Annotated in this window: 9 protein-coding genes and 3 rRNA genes; 5 read left to right on the plus strand and 7 right to left on the minus strand. The window is 56.2% G+C overall.

What is annotated here, in order from left to right; all coding sequences use genetic code 11:
• Window positions 1-93: 93 nt before the first annotated feature.
• The 3 genes from AC4LE2_RS00475 to rrf (AC4LE2_RS00485) all read left to right on the plus strand — a co-directional run bounded on the left by AC4LE2_RS00475 (window position 94) and on the right by rrf (AC4LE2_RS00485) (window position 3,434).
• Window positions 94-2,981 (plus strand): 23S ribosomal RNA (locus AC4LE2_RS00475).
• A gap of 115 nt (window positions 2,982-3,096) precedes the next feature.
• A 5S ribosomal RNA gene (rrf, locus tag AC4LE2_RS00480) occupies window positions 3,097-3,212 on the plus strand.
• Between the two features lie 106 nt (window positions 3,213-3,318).
• Window positions 3,319-3,434: ribosomal RNA gene (gene rrf, locus AC4LE2_RS00485) — 5S ribosomal RNA — on the plus strand.
• Window positions 3,435-3,501: 67 nt separating this feature from the next.
• Here rrf (AC4LE2_RS00485) and AC4LE2_RS00490 read toward each other — a convergent pair.
• The 5 genes from AC4LE2_RS00490 to AC4LE2_RS00510 form a co-directional block, all read right to left on the minus strand.
• Window positions 3,502-3,987, minus strand: coding sequence for an SRPBCC family protein (locus AC4LE2_RS00490; protein WP_491823331.1), 486 nt, complete (start codon window positions 3,985-3,987; stop codon window positions 3,502-3,504).
• A gap of 23 nt (window positions 3,988-4,010) precedes the next feature.
• Complete coding sequence (locus tag AC4LE2_RS00495; protein WP_491823333.1) at window positions 4,011-7,424, minus strand: amino acid adenylation domain-containing protein; 3,414 nt, start codon at window positions 7,422-7,424, stop codon at window positions 4,011-4,013.
• 15 nt (window positions 7,425-7,439) lie between these two features.
• The gene (locus AC4LE2_RS00500; RefSeq protein WP_491823335.1) at window positions 7,440-8,369 is read right to left on the minus strand and encodes a diiron oxygenase; all 930 of its coding nucleotides are present in this window, start codon (window positions 8,367-8,369) and stop codon (window positions 7,440-7,442) included.
• 2 nt (window positions 8,370-8,371) lie between these two features.
• The gene (locus AC4LE2_RS00505; protein WP_491823336.1) at window positions 8,372-9,142 is read right to left on the minus strand and encodes a DUF3050 domain-containing protein; all 771 of its coding nucleotides are present in this window, start codon (window positions 9,140-9,142) and stop codon (window positions 8,372-8,374) included.
• A 648-nt stretch (window positions 9,143-9,790) separates the two neighbouring features.
• A complete protein-coding gene (locus tag AC4LE2_RS00510; RefSeq protein ID WP_491823338.1) occupies window positions 9,791-10,483 on the minus strand; it encodes a GntR family transcriptional regulator in 693 nt (230 codons plus the stop codon).
• A gap of 301 nt (window positions 10,484-10,784) precedes the next feature.
• On the opposite strand from AC4LE2_RS00510, the gene lapG reads away from it, so the two are divergent.
• Window positions 10,785-11,471, plus strand: coding sequence for a cysteine protease LapG (lapG, locus tag AC4LE2_RS00515; protein ID WP_491823340.1), 687 nt, complete (start codon window positions 10,785-10,787; stop codon window positions 11,469-11,471).
• A gap of 12 nt (window positions 11,472-11,483) precedes the next feature.
• A complete protein-coding gene (gene lapD / locus AC4LE2_RS00520; protein ID WP_491823342.1) occupies window positions 11,484-13,427 on the plus strand; it encodes a cyclic di-GMP receptor LapD in 1,944 nt (647 codons plus the stop codon).
• Between the two features lie 27 nt (window positions 13,428-13,454).
• On the opposite strand, the gene AC4LE2_RS00525 is transcribed toward lapD, so the two are convergent.
• Both AC4LE2_RS00525 and AC4LE2_RS00530 read right to left on the minus strand, forming a co-directional pair.
• Window positions 13,455-14,819, minus strand: coding sequence for an HlyD family type I secretion periplasmic adaptor subunit (locus tag AC4LE2_RS00525; RefSeq protein ID WP_491823344.1), 1,365 nt, complete (start codon window positions 14,817-14,819; stop codon window positions 13,455-13,457).
• On the minus strand, window positions 14,809-16,962 hold the full coding sequence (locus AC4LE2_RS00530; RefSeq protein WP_491823346.1) for a type I secretion system permease/ATPase: 2,154 nt from the start codon (window positions 16,960-16,962) through the stop codon (window positions 14,809-14,811). Before AC4LE2_RS00530 ends, AC4LE2_RS00525 begins: the two co-directional genes overlap by 11 nt.
• Window positions 16,963-17,237: the final 275 nt, after the last annotated feature.

Raw genomic sequence — 17,237 nt, forward strand, 5'->3', positions numbered from 1 at the left:
GTTCAGACCAGTTTCACTGCTGGTGTGATCAGGCTAAGGTAAAGCGAATGTTGTTCTTCACACCTGTACTCCCCAGATTGCTTGGGGTTATATGGTCAAGTGAATAAGCGCATACGGTGGATGCCTTGGCAGTCAGAGGCGATGAAAGACGTGGTAGCCTGCGATAAGCTTCGGGGAGTCGGCAAACAGACTTTGATCCGGAGATCTCTGAATGGGGGAACCCACCCAGCACAAGCTGGGTATCTTGTACTCAATACATAGGTGCAAGAGGCGAACCAGGGGAACTGAAACATCTAAGTACCCTGAGGAAAAGAAATCAACCGAGATTCCCTTAGTAGTGGCGAGCGAACGGGGACCAGCCCTTAAGTTGATTTGAGATTAGCGGAACGCTCTGGAAAGTGCGGCCATAGTGGGTGATAGCCCTGTACGCGAAAATCTCTTGTCAATGAAATCGAGTAGGACGGAGCACGAGAAACTTTGTCTGAATATGGGGGGACCATCCTCCAAGGCTAAATACTACTGACTGACCGATAGTGAACCAGTACCGTGAGGGAAAGGCGAAAAGAACCCCGGAGAGGGGAGTGAAATAGAACCTGAAACCGTATGCGTACAAGCAGTGGGAGCAGACTTGTTCTGTGACTGCGTACCTTTTGTATAATGGGTCAGCGACTTATTTTCAGTGGCAAGCTTAACCGAATAGGGGAGGCGTAGCGAAAGCGAGTCTTAATAGGGCGTCTAGTCGCTGGGAATAGACCCGAAACCGGGCGATCTATCCATGGGCAGGTTGAAGGTTGGGTAACACTAACTGGAGGACCGAACCGACTACCGTTGAAAAGTTAGCGGATGACCTGTGGATCGGAGTGAAAGGCTAATCAAGCTCGGAGATAGCTGGTTCTCCTCGAAAGCTATTTAGGTAGCGCCTCATGTATCACTGTAGGGGGTAGAGCACTGTTTCGGCTAGGGGGTCATCCCGACTTACCAAACCGATGCAAACTCCGAATACCTACAAGTGCCGAGCATGGGAGACACACGGCGGGTGCTAACGTCCGTCGTGAAAAGGGAAACAACCCAGACCGTCAGCTAAGGTCCCAAAATCCTGGTTAAGTGGGAAACGATGTGGGAAGGCTTAGACAGCTAGGAGGTTGGCTTAGAAGCAGCCACCCTTTAAAGAAAGCGTAATAGCTCACTAGTCGAGTCGGCCTGCGCGGAAGATGTAACGGGGCTCAAACCAGGTACCGAAGCTACGGGTGTCACGCAAGTGACGCGGTAGAGGAGCGTTCTGTAAGCCTGTGAAGGTCAGTTGAGAAGCTGGCTGGAGGTATCAGAAGTGCGAATGCTGACATGAGTAACGACAATGCGAGTGAAAAACTCGCACGCCGAAAAACCAAGGTTTCCTGCGCAACGTTAATCGACGCAGGGTTAGTCGGTCCCTAAGGCGAGGCTGAAAAGCGTAGTCGATGGAAAACAGGTTAATATTCCTGTACTTCTGGTTATTGCGATGGAGGGACGGAGAAGGCTAGGCCAGCTTGGCGTTGGTTGTCCAAGTTTAAGGTGGTAGGCTGAGATCTTAGGTAAATCCGGGATCTTAAGGCCGAGAGCTGATGACGAGTGTCTCAGGACACGAAGTGGTCGATGCCATGCTTCCAGGAAAAGCTTCTAAGCTTCAGGTAACCAGGAACCGTACCCCAAACCGACACAGGTGGTTGGGTAGAGAATACCAAGGCGCTTGAGAGAACTCGGGTGAAGGAACTAGGCAAAATGGCACCGTAACTTCGGGAGAAGGTGCGCCGGCGAAGGTGAAGGGTTTACCCCGTAAGCCTATGCCGGTCGAAGATACCAGGCCGCTGCGACTGTTTATTAAAAACACAGCACTCTGCAAACACGAAAGTGGACGTATAGGGTGTGACGCCTGCCCGGTGCCGGAAGGTTAATTGATGGGGTTAGCGCAAGCGAAGCTCTTGATCGAAGCCCCGGTAAACGGCGGCCGTAACTATAACGGTCCTAAGGTAGCGAAATTCCTTGTCGGGTAAGTTCCGACCTGCACGAATGGCGTAACGATGGCGGCGCTGTCTCCACCCGAGACTCAGTGAAATTGAAATCGCTGTGAAGATGCAGTGTATCCGCGGCTAGACGGAAAGACCCCGTGAACCTTTACTATAGCTTTGCACTGGACTTTGAGCTTGCTTGTGTAGGATAGGTGGGAGGCTTTGAAGCGTGGACGCCAGTCTGCGTGGAGCCAACCTTGAAATACCACCCTGGCAACCTTGAGGTTCTAACTCAGGTCCGTTATCCGGATCGAGGACAGTGTATGGTGGGTAGTTTGACTGGGGCGGTCTCCTCCCAAAGAGTAACGGAGGAGTACGAAGGTGCGCTCAGACCGGTCGGAAATCGGTCGTAGAGTATAAAGGCAAAAGCGCGCTTGACTGCGAGACAGACACGTCGAGCAGGTACGAAAGTAGGTCTTAGTGATCCGGTGGTTCTGTATGGAAGGGCCATCGCTCAACGGATAAAAGGTACTCCGGGGATAACAGGCTGATACCGCCCAAGAGTTCATATCGACGGCGGTGTTTGGCACCTCGATGTCGGCTCATCACATCCTGGGGCTGAAGCCGGTCCCAAGGGTATGGCTGTTCGCCATTTAAAGTGGTACGCGAGCTGGGTTTAGAACGTCGTGAGACAGTTCGGTCCCTATCTGCCGTGGACGTTTGAGATTTGAGAGGGGCTGCTCCTAGTACGAGAGGACCGGAGTGGACGAACCTCTGGTGTTCCGGTTGTCACGCCAGTGGCATTGCCGGGTAGCTATGTTCGGAAGAGATAACCGCTGAAAGCATCTAAGCGGGAAACTTGCCTCAAGATGAGATCTCACTGGAGCCTTGAGCTCCCTGAAGGGCCGTCGAAGACTACGACGTTGATAGGTGGGGTGTGTAAGCGCTGTGAGGCGTTGAGCTAACCCATACTAATTGCCCGTGAGGCTTGACCATATAACACCCAAGCAATCTGCCAATGGCAGCGCGCAGGGGTGAAGACACACCAGACGCTTGCACACTCACATACCCAGATTCGCCACGACGTGTACGCGCCGCGGCTACCGAATTTCTTGACGACCATAGAGCATTGGAACCACCTGATCCCTTCCCGAACTCAGCAGTGAAACGATGCATCGCCGATGGTAGTGTGGGGTTTCCCCATGTGAGAGTAGGTCATCGTCAAGATTCACACCCAAAACCCCTGATCGCACTGCGGTCAGGGGTTTTGTCTTTTAAGTAGAAGTATCAAGAATTCGCTGTGGCGCCTAAAGGCGATGCGGCTACCGAATTTCTTGACGACCATAGAGCATTGGAACCACCTGATCCCTTCCCGAACTCAGCAGTGAAACGATGCATCGCCGATGGTAGTGTGGGGTTTCCCCATGTGAGAGTAGGTCATCGTCAAGATCCAAATACAAAAGCCCTGGCCGCTAACGCGACCAGGGCTTTTGTGTTTCCAGGGGTATTGAGTGGGTTAATTCAACTCAGTGCCTACTGCGGCCATTGCAGCATCGGCAAAGCTCTGAAGAAACGCCTTAAACGTTTCAAGCCCTTCGCTGCCTACAGCCTGAGCTGGGTCGGCCTGAATGGGCTCAGCTTGGATAGTCCATACAGCTTTGCAACGATTCAGCCCTAAGGGCATAACCTGCATGGCCGCCCACAGATTGCCTACCGGCAAAGTGGTATGGATCAGCGTCCATGTCATAGCCCATGTAGTCGGGTCGTAAGTGTTCAATTGCTCAACTGCAAAATTGCCGTCTTTGAATGTCTTGTGGCGCACACAGCCAATGCCATTACCGATTACGTGAGTAGATTCCAAGCCTGTGATGAACCGGTGAAAACCGCCAAAATCACCGACCACGGCCCAGGCTGTATTACAGCTGGTATCAAGGTCTACAGCCGATTCGATACGTACACCAGCAGGGTTGTGGATACGAGTATCAGGGTACAAAAGATTCATGGTAATGCTCCAGTTGAGAGGTATCAGATAAAACCAATGTGTTGCAGATAGGCACTGCCACGTGCCAGCAAAGCGGGGGTTTTTAAGGGGTACGCGTCACCCATCCTGCCGATCACGCGGGCTGCGTTGTAGTGGTGGATAAGAGAGACATCTCCAATGTCTTCCTCAAAACCATTGAGGTAGAAGCCCAGTACGCCAAAGAGCGCGTTGTCTTCCTTCACGTCTTGAAGCCGCGCTTGCCAAGTGCTGACAGGAACCATGTCAAAGTCATAACCCACCGCGGCAAATGAAGCGACATAGTCCGGCCAACTTAGTGGCTCTGGATTGTGAAGGTTAAAGACCGCAGCTGCAGGCTCATAACGGCTGCTTTGGAAGGCGATAAGCTTGGCCAGGAAATCCACTGGCATCAGGTCGAAGTTCAATTCCAGGGCGGGCACTGCCGCCAACTGCAATGAACCTTTGACCATTAGCATCAGCCGGTTTTTATGAGGCTGGCAAACGCCTGTGGCGCTGTTGAAGCTGATATTCCCAGGGCGGAAGATGTTGACGAAACACCCTGCCGCTTGGGCGCGTTGAAGAACGCGCTCTGCTACCCACTTGGAAAGGTTGTAGCCATTGCGGATATAAATGGGCGGCGTATCCACAGGGCCGGTTTCTAGTACGTTGCCAGCGCTATCGATAGCGCTGCAGGCAGAGAGGGTAGAAACGAAGTTCAGCACTTTCTTGCACTGCCCTTCGCACAGAGCCAACAACTCAAACAGGGGGGCTACGTTGGTCTTGGCTAATGCTGGGTAGTCCAACACGTGGTTTACATGAGCGCCGTTGTGGATAACCGCGCCATACTCGCGATCAATCCTGCTGTAGTCCTCAACAGAAAGGCCTAGCCGAGGCTGGGTAAAGTCCGCTGCTATGATACGGACCCTGCTGAGGTCCACCACCAAGGCGTTATCCACAAGCGCTTCGGCAAATTTTTCCTCTGCCGTTTTCCGCTTCCCTTGCCTGACCAGGCAGGTAACTTCGGTAGCGCCCCACTGCAGTAGTGCCGAAACCAGGTGTACCCCTACAAAACCGTTGGCGCCTGTTACCAATACCTTATGCACATCGCCCATTTGCATGGGTGACAAAGGGGTAATGGCGAGGGGTCGCTGCGCGTCGAGTAGTACGCCAGGATCGAGTGCTCCGGTGTCATGAGTGGCGTCAGCGTTCAGTAACTCTTCAAGCCGCTCCAGAGTGGGCAGTTCAATAAAGCGATTTATGGAAATGCCACGGCCGAAACGGTCTCGAAGTGCCAACAACATGGCGGAGAGCACAATGGAATGTCCTCCAAGGTTGAAAAAACTATCGTCTGTGGAGATCTCGCCTGGGCTTAGCTCAAGCAACTCCGCCCACATCTGCTGAAGTTCATGTTGCACAGCACCCGTTGGCGCCTTATAGGCATCACAAGGGCTTATTTCTGTGGGCCGTGCTAGTAAAGCCTGACGATCAACCTTACCGTTAGGTGCCATGGGCAGCGCCGCTAACTCAACGTAGTGGCTGGGCTGCATGTAGCGTGGCAAGCGCTGCGCCGCATAGGCACGAAGCGTGTGTGCTGGGCTGCTTACACCCGAAGAGGGGTGCGCCATGAAGGCTAGCACGCGTGCCCCCTCTGTAATCACCACGGCCACTTGGTCGTAGCATTTGCCCTCGCGCAGGCAGCATTCGATTTCTTCGGGTTCTACCCGAAACCCTCGGATCTTCACCTGGTTATCCTTGCGGCCAACCAGTTCCAGACCTTGCGACCCCCAACGCCCCAAGTCCCCTGTGCGATAAGCATGCATAGTGCTGCCATCGGGCAGTGGCAACGTAACGTAGCGCTGCCCTGTTTGCTCCGGGTTGTTGATGTAGCCAAGGCCTACGCCTGGGCCAATGAGATAAAGCTCGCCTGTCTCACCGGGCATTGCAGGCTGCCCGTCGTCATCGAGTACCCAGACCTGGCTATTGGCGATAGGGAAGCCCAGGCTGCGGCTGCTAGTATCAGGCTGGAAGTCGCGAGCCGTCACCAGCACCGTTGCCTCTGTAGGCCCATAAAGGTTAATAAAGCGGCACTTGTCTGCTAGGTGCTCGATAACCCAAGGCTCACACACATCACCGCCTGTGGTAATGCACTGCATGGCCATAAGCGGCTGCATCGGCATCACACTTAACAACGCCGGAGGCAGAAACCCATGTGTCACGCGCTCATTAACGATCAACGCCGCCAATTGGGCAGGGTCACGTCGCTGGTCTTCGCTTGCGACCACGAGCGCAGCGCCACTTAGCCAGGTGGGAAACAGGTCGATACTGGCTGAATCGAAACTAAGCGTTGAGAACTGTAATACCTGAACACCCTCGTTGAGGTGCACATACGCGGCATACCAGGCAGTGAAGTGGCTTAGGTTGCGCTGGCTAAGTAGTACGCCCTTGGGCTGCCCGGTGGTCCCCGACGTGTAGAGCGCCATGCAGGGCGCGTCCGCGGCCCAGCACGGCGAGGCAGGCCATGGGCTATATGCTTTGAGACCTGAGGGGGCCTGTGTACGCCAGGGGCCTGTAAGCGGCTCATCTTCGGCCTCTTGAAACAACAACTGCGTACTGCTGTTTTCCAAGATGAATCGGCGGCGCTCAACAGGGTGGCTAGGCTCCAGGGGCAGGTAGACCGCGTCTGCGAGCAAGATACCCAGCACGCAAGCGAACAACTGAGACCCTTTGTTCAGACATACGCCTACGACCGGCCGGTCACCGTTAGCGCTTAGTGCCAATACACATTGCCGCATAGGTTCGGCCGCGGCCCGCAGTTGGGCATAGGTCCATGCCTGACCTTCCCAGCGTAAGGCAGTCAGGCCTGCATGTCGGATAAAGCTGGCCTCCAGACGCTGGCTTAGCGGCTGCTCGGCCACTGCCAACAGTGCCTCGTCCCGGGTATCGTTGCCGGTGTGGTGGTAAGCCAGGGTATCCACGTGAGTGAGCGGCACGGCTTCGGTCGGCCCGGTAGGGCCTAGCGACGGCCTGGCGGCGTTGTCGTCCCTGGCCAGCGCTCCTACGTAATCCACTAGCGTATTAACCCACTGCGCAATGGCAGCGTCATGCAGCACACGGCCACTTCCGCCATGCTGCACCCTTGCCGGTTCATAGAAGCACCCGTGACCGGGTGCGCCTCCCCATAGGGCGAGGTCAGGCAGACCAACGCCTGGGGTGCCTTCCATCGTTACCTGAAGCGACACATGATGCGCATCGCCTATGTCTCTCAGAAGAGCAGGATCAAGCGCTACACTGTGGTCTTCGATCAAAAGGTCCACGCCAGTCGAGGGTAAACCCGGCTGCTGTGTCTGTAGGTGACACACATGACCAAACGCTTGCAGCTCTTGGTCCAAGACACGCAGCAGGTCGCTGCGGCCTACTAGCCAAATATTCAATCGTTTCATGAGAGAGGTGCCTATTCAGCAAAGATAGGGGGCCAGCGCCGTGTGCACGCAGGGGGTATCCAGCAAGCTGCTGCGTTTGAAAAACCTGACAATGTTGAGGACCAGTGGATGCTGTGGGCCAAGCGGGAATGCCAGCCCGGCAGCCTCTTGCTTGAGTGCTGCAGCAACGGCGGGTGATATGGGAAGGGCTTCGATCAAACGCATGTCGAAGGCCTTCTGGATATCGTTGGTCAGGTACTGCTCGATAAACACCGGCAGTTGCGCGGCAATGGCGTGCCGGTCCTCGTCGCACGCACGGGCCCAGTACAACCGGGTAAGGTCTGTCCAAAACGTTGAATGACGGCCTTCATCAGCCAAGTGATCGGCCATCAAGCCTTTGATAGAGGCTTTGACGCTATCGTCTTTGGCAAAGGCGGCGACGTCATTGGTCACGGTGTTTTCCGCGATCGCTACACAAATCAATTCAATGGCAGGGCGTAATCGCTCAGGTGCCTGCGCCATGGCAGCAGGGATTGCCCGGCTGAGTTCAATTTCGTGCGGCATGGCGATAGGCTCGATACCGGTGGCGGCAATGGTTTGCTGAAGAAAATCCATTGCTACCAAGGCGTGGTAGTCCTCATCCACTACTACGGTCATGGCGTCATAACGGCATGCCAACGGAAACGGCACGGCAAAGCGCCCTTTAGCAATGTTGCGCGCGGTCTTATCAACGATCTCGGTTTCGAAGATGACGATATCGTTGATGAACTTGTAGAGGGTCTGCAGCAGAACGAAGTCGCGCTGTTCGGGGCACTGCTGTTGCAGTACCCCACTGACCGCCAGAGGTTGACGGCTCAGCGGATAAATCAAGCGATTGTCCTGCTCCAGCACGCGCCGTGGGCGTGTACGGATGGTCGCCCGACGCTCCCATTGCTCGGCAAAGGATACGTAGTCAAGCGCCTCCATGATCAAGCCACCTCGCGTGCGGCACGCAGCCGGTCACGCAGCCGGTTCCATAGCAGGAGCCGGCTCTCTACTGCCGAGATAGCGGCCTGCAGTACTTCCCGGCGCAATAGGTGGTCATCTCCGGTCATACGGCGTAGCAGGTTTTCGGCGGCGGGGCCGTGGTCTTCACTGTCAACGTCGATATGCCGTTGCAGGTAATAACGGAACGTAGGCGCCTGCGCCTGGGCAACACCCAGATCGTCCAGGAGCTGCTGGAACATGTGAGGAATAACGCTCTCCCGCCCATGCAGGAAGGCCGCTGCAACCTGGTGTGCAGGCGCCTGTTGGGCGATTTCAAGGGTATGGCCAACGAAGTGAACCGCAGCATCGTCTGCGCCTGCCTTCAACAAGGCACTCTGAAAGTGCTCACCCTGGCGTTGCAGCGCAATGAAGTGCTCAACCGGAGCCGTATTAGCGCCTACTTCACGCATTGCATCCAAGTACAGTTCAAAGTGACTGTAGTGCCCGCCGCGAAGACAGCGGTCGGACTCCTCACCTAATACGATCTCATTGATAAGGCGAGCTGAATGTGGGTCTTGCGGAGGTAACCAAGGCAAGCTGATCGATGTCATTTCAATTTGCAGGCGCTTGGTCAGGGACATGAAATCCCAGACTGCATACACATGGGTTTCCATGAACAGTCGAAGATCCTCGAGTGTAGTGAGTTCGGAAAAGAGGGGGTGCGTAGAAAGTTCTTCCTTGCGCTTAATAAGCAAGTTTTCAAGAAGTTGCATGTGTTTATCCCTTTTGGAATCATCCTGGTTAATTAGCCATGAAATTCCGGCGAAGTGCTCCCGAGACCTCTAGAACAGGGCGTTCAGGCCGGACAGATAACGTTTTCATGGTTCGCGCTGCAGCCTATTGCAACTCGGCAGCCTAACTAAGCGGCCGTGCCGAATGGATCCGCATCGCTGACATCAAATTAGTCCAGGGAAAAAGCGATTGGCAAGTTATTTCTGGAAAATTCTTATATCCAACTTTATCGAGCGCGAGTGTATACATTAAAACTTATAGATAAGTTTTTTAAGGCGTAGAGCTACTCCTTTCAATCAAATTGATCGAAATTAAGTAGTGCGCCTATCGGCGCGGAACGCGGGTTGTGGGGTGTTTCGGAAGGGGAATATGTAATTGGCCTTACACACAGGCCGTTATCGTTCCTCCTGTTTCATCCCTGTGGCGCCTCCTAAGTGGGGCCCGTTCCGATTGAGCTAAAGAGTGTTCGTTTTGACGGCATAACGCCATGCTGAAGGGTGTGAGGTGTGAACCAGGCTGTCCAGATTGCATAGGGGACGTGCAACGGCGCGCCCTGGGTAAGGGCGGTGTCGCTGGAAGAGAGGGCATAAAGCCAAAGAGGAGGGCACGCCGGCTGCCCGGCGTGAGGTTTAGCTTTTTGGTTTGTTTTGCATGTATTGGGTGATTGCAGCAATACCACGCTCAAGGTGCTGGGTCAGTAACTGCACGGCCTGGTCGACATCACCGCTTCGCACAGCCTTAAGCAATTCACGGTGATCGTCCTGAGTAACCTTGCCCAAGCCCATGTCTTTGAGGTTGAAACGCAGGAAGCGCTCCTCTTCATCAAGGCCGACACTCACCAGCGTCATTAGCCGGCGATTGTGCGCCTTGCTATAGAGTGCCAAATGAAATTGCTTGTTCAGCTCGCCCATCACTGAATAATCGGTCTCGACCTCCATGCAGTTGATCAGCCGCTCGATCTCCGTGAAATCAGCCTCTGCCAATGTGGGCGCGGATTGGCGCAATGCCTCGCTCTCAAGCACTATGCGCAGCTCGTAGGTTTCTGTGGCGTCCCAGGTAATCAGCGGCGCTACGACAGCACCTTTGTGCTGTTCTACGGCCAATAGGCCTTGGGCTTCGAGTTGGCGCAGCGCTTCGCGTACAGGCATGCGGCTAACGCCGAATAGCGTAGCCAACTCCTGCTGGCGGACAGCCGTACCTGTGGGCAGGCTACCGTCCAATATAGCGGCGCGCAGCCGCTCTTCGATAATAGAGCGAGCAAGGTGAGCGGGCAGTTGCTCTGCTGCCAGCACTACACTCAATGGGCTGGGTTTTCTGGGCACTTTGACTACCTAGTAAGGTGAAACCGTTATAAGTTTTCGACTACAGTTTTGGCGCATCAGGTCGATTTATCGGATGAATGAGTTTCACTTCGATGTATTACGTTACTGACTTGCCGGAAGCAGCTTACGTATTTTAGCGCAGGTTTTCAGTATCTATCATTGCCGCTCGGGGCCCTGCGCGCCCAGATCAAGCAATTGCAAGCCAGCGTGGTCAAAGTGATTGCAAGTTGCCATTGTCTTTTGCTGAATGTACCCGCACCATCAGCCGCTTTCCAGTGTCATTGGGCTGGGTGTGGTGCTAATGGAGTTTAACGCAGGCAGGTTGTTACGCCGTGTCGCGCTTGCGCTTGCGGTGAGCTTCAGCCTGCTCGGCGTTTTACAGGCAGACTGGGACTTTTCCCTGATTAGCCGCCGTGCCCAGGCCCTGTACGGCCCTCTTGGCACTGGCCAGCAGCGCATTGATGCCTGGCAGCAGCTGTTGGCGACCCAGCGTCAGGTTCCGGAGGCCGAACAGCTTAGGGTTGTGAACCTCTTCTTTAACCGTCAGTTACGCTATCAGGAAGACATCGACCTTTGGCATGAGGTGGATTATTGGGCTACCCCCATCCAGTCGCTATGGAAAGGTGCCGGGGATTGTGAGGACTATGCCATCGCCAAGTATTTCAGCCTGCGTCACTTGGGCGTTTCCGGTGACAAGCTACGCATCACCTACGTCAAGGCCCTGCGTCAAAACCGGGCGCATATGGTCTTGACCTACTACGCCACGCCTGAGTCTATGCCGTTGGTGCTCGATAGCCTGGTAGATACCATTCAGCCCGCCAGCCAGCGTACTGACCTTCTGCCCGTGTATGCCTTCAATGGTGAAGGCTTATGGCTGACCGGCGCAGGGGGTAACAAAAAGGTAGGTGATACGAAGCGGTTATCGCGTTGGCAAGATTTGCTCAAGAAAATGGACGCCGAAGGCTTTCCCGCCGAGCCTACCAATTAACCAGGAGCCGTGATGTCTCTGTTCAAGCAACTTCTGATAGCTATCTGCCTATTCCTGATTGTGGCATTCGGTGGCAGCTTCATGGTCAGCCTGGAAAGCTCTCGGGCCCAGTACGTCAATCAGTTGCGTTCCCACGCCCAGGACGCCGCCACTGCCTTGGCCTTGTCGCTCACCCCCAATATCGACGATCCGGCCATGGTGGAATTGATGGTGAGTTCGATTTTCGACAGTGGCTATTACGCCAGTATCCGCGTGGTAGACCTGGCGGATGACCACGTGATGGTGGAACGTCATGCCGAACCGGACAGCACTACCGTGCCTCATTGGTTCGTACGGCTGATCGGGCTGGAAGCCGCCGGGGGCGATGCTATCGTGAGCAGGGGATGGCAGCAGGCGGCCCGTGTCGAAGTCATCAGTCACCCTATGTTCGCCCTGGCCAAGCTATGGCAAAGCGCGTTGGGTAGCTTGAGTTGGTTGTTGCTGTGCGGTGCCGTCAGCGGCCTTTTGGGCGCCCTGTTGCTCAGGCGTCAATTACGCCCGCTGGATTACATGGTGGCGCAATCCCATGCAATTGCGCGTCGTGAGTTCTTAAGCCTTCCAGAGCTGCCACGCACCCCTGAACTACGTCGCGTCGTTCAAGCGATGAATCAGATGGTGGAGAAACTTAAGGCTCTGTTCATGGAGCAGGCTGAGCGGAGTGAACGCCTGCGTGTGGAGTCTTACCAAGACAGCCTGACAGGGCTGGCGAACCGGCGGTATTTCGACATGCAGCTCCAGGCGCGCGTAAGCCAGGCCGAGGAGAACCGCGCAGGCTATTTACTGTTGCTCAGGGTGAACGACCTGGCGGGCCTTAACCAGCGAAAGGGGGCGGGAGCCGCTGATGCTCTGCTTCAAGAAGTCGCCGCCATGTTGGTGCGCCACTGCGCCCGCCACCCGGAAACCAGCAACCTGATTTGCCGTACCCGAGGCGGAGAGTTCTCCGTATTGGCGCCAGGCCTTACCTTGGAGGAGGCGCAGCAGTTGGCACATACCCTGGATACTGCGCTCAGCACCTTGTACGAAACCAGTGCCTCGGACGTCTACCCTGTAGCGCTGCTCGGGCTGGCCCCTTATATCGCTGGCGAAGCACCGCATGACTTGCTCAAGCTTGCTGACCAGGCATTGGCCCAGGCTGAGGCCCATGGAGAGGCCAACTGGGTTTGCCTGGATCAGCCTACTGTTCAGTCTGGCGGCGACGACCACCATGCGTGGCACAGTTTGCTGGATGAAGCCTTGCACATGGCGCGCTTCCAGTTGTTCTTCCAACCCGTCGTAACAGCGTTGGGCACAGCGCCGCTGCACCATAAAGTGTTGTCACGTGTACTGGATGCCCAGGGCCTCGCGGTACCGGCCGGGCGCTTTCTGCCATGGATCGAGCGCTTTGGGTGGTCCAGCCGGCTAGACTTGGTCATGCTGCGCCTGGTGTTAGCCCACCTGCGGGCGCGCCCTGGCGTGTTGGCGCTCAACCTGGCCGCGCCAACGCTGGAGGATCCTCAAGCAATGAGCCGTGTGTTCGAGTTGCTCACACAGCACGCCGACCTGGGGGCCAGGCTGGTGTTTGAGATTGGCGAAGAGCAGCTACCTGAACAGCAGGTGTTAGAGCAGCTCACCCGACGGTTGCATACCCTAGGCTTTGGCCTAGCGCTACAGCACTTTGGTGGCCGGTTCAGCATGATTGGCAACCTGTCACGTCTGGGCCTGGCCTATCTGAAGATAGATGGCAGTTATATCCGAGCCATCGACCAAGAGAACCACAAGCGGCTCTTTATTGAGGCCATCCAGCGGGCTGCCCATAGCATTGACTTACCGCTTATTGCAGAGCGGGTAGAAACCGAAGGGGAGTTGGCAGTGATCCGGGAAATGGGCATTGAGGGGGTACAAGGGCGCTTGATCGGGGAGCCTGGGCCCTGGCAATAGGGCCCCGCTCCGCAGGCAGTGCTGGGCTTAGCGCTCGTGCAGCGCTTCGGCCTTGGCCCGCAAGATAGGCTTGAGCAAGTAGCTCAGAATACTCTTGTGCCCGGTGATGATATCCACCGACGCGATCATGCCTGGAATGATCAACAAGGGCTTTTCAGCTGTACCCAGGTGGTTCTGGTTGGTACGTAACCGGATCAGGTAGTACGTTTGCTTCTTGTCTTCATCGGTGATGGTGTCGGCACCAATCTGCTCAAGCTCACCCTTGAGCCCGCCATAAATCGTGTAGTCGTAGGCCGTGAACTTGATCATTGCTTCCTGCCCTGGGTGCAGGAAAGCGATGTCCTGCGGGCGTATCTTGGCTTCCACGATCAACGTATCGTCTAACGGAACGATCTCCACGATATCGCTACCTGGCTGGATTACCCCACCTACGGTGTTTACCAACACCTGCTTGATAATCCCCCGCACCGGTGAGTTGACCATGGTCCGGCTAACACGGTCTTCCAAGCCTTTGGCCGTGGCCGTGAACTTGCTCAAGTCAGTGCGCGCCTCGTTGAGCTGGGTAAGGGCATCACTGCGCAACTTGCCACGTGTCTCATCGATCTTGCGCTGTACTTCGGAGATAGCAGCCTGGGCCCGTGGAATGGCAAGGGACGTGGCATTCAACTGGCCCTGGGTTTCAACTTCAGAACGCTTAAGGCGCAATACTTCCACAGGCGATACCGCACCCTGCTTCACCAAGGGCTCGGACATACCGATTTCCTGGCGCAACAGGGCGAGGCTGCTTCGGTATTGCTCCTGCTTGGAGGCAAATTCACGCAGCTCTTGCTGCTTCTGGGCCAGTTGAGCCTGTAAGCCACCTACTTCATCGGCCAACTGCTGGCGCCGGCTGCGGTACAGCTGTTCTTCGTTGGCAGCTTGTTTAGGGGCGGCCTTGCGCAAGTCATCCGAGATCGCCAGCGGGCGGTCATCGACTTCTGCGCTCAAGCGCTCCACGCGCAGCGCCATGCCGATGCGGTCTGCTTCGGTTTCGCCCACGTTGGAGGCAAAGCGGGTATCGTCCAAGCGAATGAGCGGTGCACCAGGGTCTACGATCTGGCCTTCCTTTACGTAAATCTGCGCGACGATCCCACCTTCCAGGTTTTGAATCTTCTGGATCTTCGAAGAGGGGATCGCACGACCTTCGCCTTTAGTAACCTCGTCGATGACCGCGAAGTGCGCCCAGGTCAGGAGGAACGCGAAGAACAGAATCACGCCCCAGATGGTCAGCCGGACGATACGCGGGGCATCGTCGATCAAGGCCTTGTTCACCTCTGGCAGCGGTTGGCCAGACAGGTTATCCCGGCCTTTGAAGTAGGCGCCGATGCCGCCTTTATCCACATTAAGCGACATTGACTTGCCCCTTCTTAAGCGCTTCGAGCACGGCCGCTTTCGGGCCATCCGCCACAATTTGTCCCCGGTCGATCACGATCAGCCGCTCTACCAGCGACAGCAGCGAGGCCCGGTGGGTAACCAGCACGATGGTCTTGTCGCCCACCACCGCTTGCAAGCGTTGCTTGAGGCGTTCTTCACCACTGTTGTCCATGGCGCTGGTAGGCTCGTCGAGCAGCAGGATCTGTGGGTTCAGAAGCAATGCACGGGCCAGGGCCACGTTTTGCCGCTGCCCACCAGAAAGGTTCTGGCCACGCTCGCCTACTTGCAGCTCGTAACCCTGAGGGTGTAACCGGGCAAATTCATGCACGCCGCTCAGCTCTGCGGCTTGCAGCACCATTTCGTCCTCCACGTAACGCGCACCTGAAATCAGGTTGTCGCGCAGGGTGCCCGCCAGCAGTTGGATGTCCTGCGGCACGTAACCGACGTTATGGCGCAGCTCGCTCACATCGATCTGGCGGATGTCCACGCCATCCACTAACAGCGCGCCTTCGTCCGCCTCGTACAAGCCCACAATGAGTTTGGCCAGGGAGCTTTTGCCCGAGCCACTGCGGCCGATGATGCCGATTTTTTCCCCGGGGCGAATGGCCAGGTTGATGTTATGCAGGGCCACATTCTGTTGATTAGGGTAGGTAAAGCTCAGGTTGCGGAACTCTACCGCGCCTTGAAGAATAGGGCGGCTCAGTGGTCGCTCCTCGAAGTTGCGCTCTTGTGGCAAGTCCATCATCTGGTTCACAGACGCCATGGTTACCTTGGTTTGCTGATAGCGAGTCAATAACCCGGACAGTTGCGCCAACGGCCCCAAGGCCCGTGTGTTGAGCATGTAACAAGCGATCAGCCCACCCATGCTCAGGTTGCCGTCGATGATTTGGTACACACCGAAGATAATCATCGCCACGCCTGCAAGCTGCTGAATCATCAGCGTCAGGTTCATGGCCAGGCTTGATAGCACTTTTACGCGCAGTTCGAGCCGGCTCAGGGTGCCAATGGTTTGCTCCCACTGGTATTGGCGCTCGCTCTCGGCATTATTGACCTTGATGCCGTCCAGCCCGGCCAGTGTTTCAATGAGCGTGGACTGGCGTTCGGAGGCCAGCGCCATGGTGCGCTCCAAGGTAGAGGTGAGCGGCTTTTGCAGCACATGCCCGAGCAACAGGGCAAGGGGGAAGGCAATCACCGGAATCCACACCAAGTGCCCACCCAGAATGGCGATCACGATCAGGATCAGCACCGTGAAGGGAAGGTCGATAAGGCTGGTAAGGGTCAATGAGGTAAGGAAGTCCCTCATGCCCTGGAATTCATGGATGTTCTGGGCGTAGCTGCCTACCCGGGCGGGGCGCATTTTCATCGCCATGCCCACCACGCGCTCGAAAAGCGTCGCCGAGATGATCAAGTCGGTTTTCTTCCCGGCCAGGTCAAGGCACAGACCGCGCAAACCCTTGAGCAGTAAATCGAACACATAGGCGCCGGTGATACCGGCGGCCAATACCCAGAGTGTGGCAGTAGCCTGGTTGGGAACCACGCGGTCGTATACGTTCATCACGAACAGAGGCGCGGCCATGGCAATCAGGTTGATGACCAGGCTGGCAGCGATGGCGTCCATGTACAGCCAGCGTGACCGCTTGAGGGTGTCTTTGAACCACGACTTGGCGCGGGGGATCAGCGACCCGTGGCTGACATCGAACTTGTGTTGAGGCTGAGCGAAGAATACTCGCCCGCTGTAATCCTCTTGGAGCAGCTCGCGGGTTACTCGCACCTCACCGCCGTCACTCTCGCTGAGCAACAGGCGCGCCTGGTCGCCCTCCCAGCCCACCAGTACTGCGCTGCGGTTGTCTTTTAGCAACAACAACACCGGCATGGCGATAGCGGGGATCTGTTCCAGGCGCCGGCTTAGCAACCGCCCTTGCAGCCCGGCACGCGCGGCGGCGCGGCTGAGCAGGTTCGGCGACAGGCGTTGATCCGGCAAGGGCAGGCCGGTGGTGAGCATGGCGCGGCTGGCAGGCTTCTGATGCAAGTAGCACAGCGACAACAGCCCGTCCAACAGCGGGTCGTCATGCATGCTGCGTGGATCATGAGTGGGTAGATTTCGACCGGCTTCTGATTCCACGCTGTGCTCTCTGTCTTTGAATGATGGGGGGGGTAATCAGCTGGGACGCTCAAGGGCGTATCACCCAGCGTGTCAGCCATGCAACACGTGGGCTGCCAGCCCTGATGCAGCGGCGTCAGCGTACAGGTTGGCGCCGCTGCATACCATGGCCGGCCAGCCGCTCCGGCAGGCCCGCATTACCGGTAACGGATTATCGGCCGTGCAGGGCGTTTCCGTACCTGACTTCGAATAAAGCGACGAGCGGGCCATACCTGGGCCACTACTGTGCATTCAAG

Source organism: Pseudomonas sp. 9.3L (genome assembly GCF_058536285.1).

What these genes read in the sequence shown, in the direction of transcription:
- AC4LE2_RS00490 (WP_491823331.1), bottom strand. Translation starts at nt 3,987, where the DNA reads ATGAATCTTTTGTACCCTGATACTCGTATCCACAACCCTGCTGGTGTA.
- AC4LE2_RS00495 (WP_491823333.1), bottom strand. Translation starts at nt 7,424, where the DNA reads ATGAAACGATTGAATATTTGGCTAGTAGGCCGCAGCGACCTGCTGCGT.
- AC4LE2_RS00500 (WP_491823335.1), bottom strand. Translation starts at nt 8,369, where the DNA reads ATGGAGGCGCTTGACTACGTATCCTTTGCCGAGCAATGGGAGCGTCGG.
- AC4LE2_RS00505 (WP_491823336.1), bottom strand. Translation starts at nt 9,142, where the DNA reads ATGCAACTTCTTGAAAACTTGCTTATTAAGCGCAAGGAAGAACTTTCT.
- lapG (WP_491823340.1), top strand. Translation starts at nt 10,785, where the DNA reads ATGGAGTTTAACGCAGGCAGGTTGTTACGCCGTGTCGCGCTTGCGCTT.
- lapD (WP_491823342.1), top strand. Translation starts at nt 11,484, where the DNA reads ATGTCTCTGTTCAAGCAACTTCTGATAGCTATCTGCCTATTCCTGATT.
- AC4LE2_RS00525 (WP_491823344.1), bottom strand. Translation starts at nt 14,819, where the DNA reads ATGTCGCTTAATGTGGATAAAGGCGGCATCGGCGCCTACTTCAAAGGC.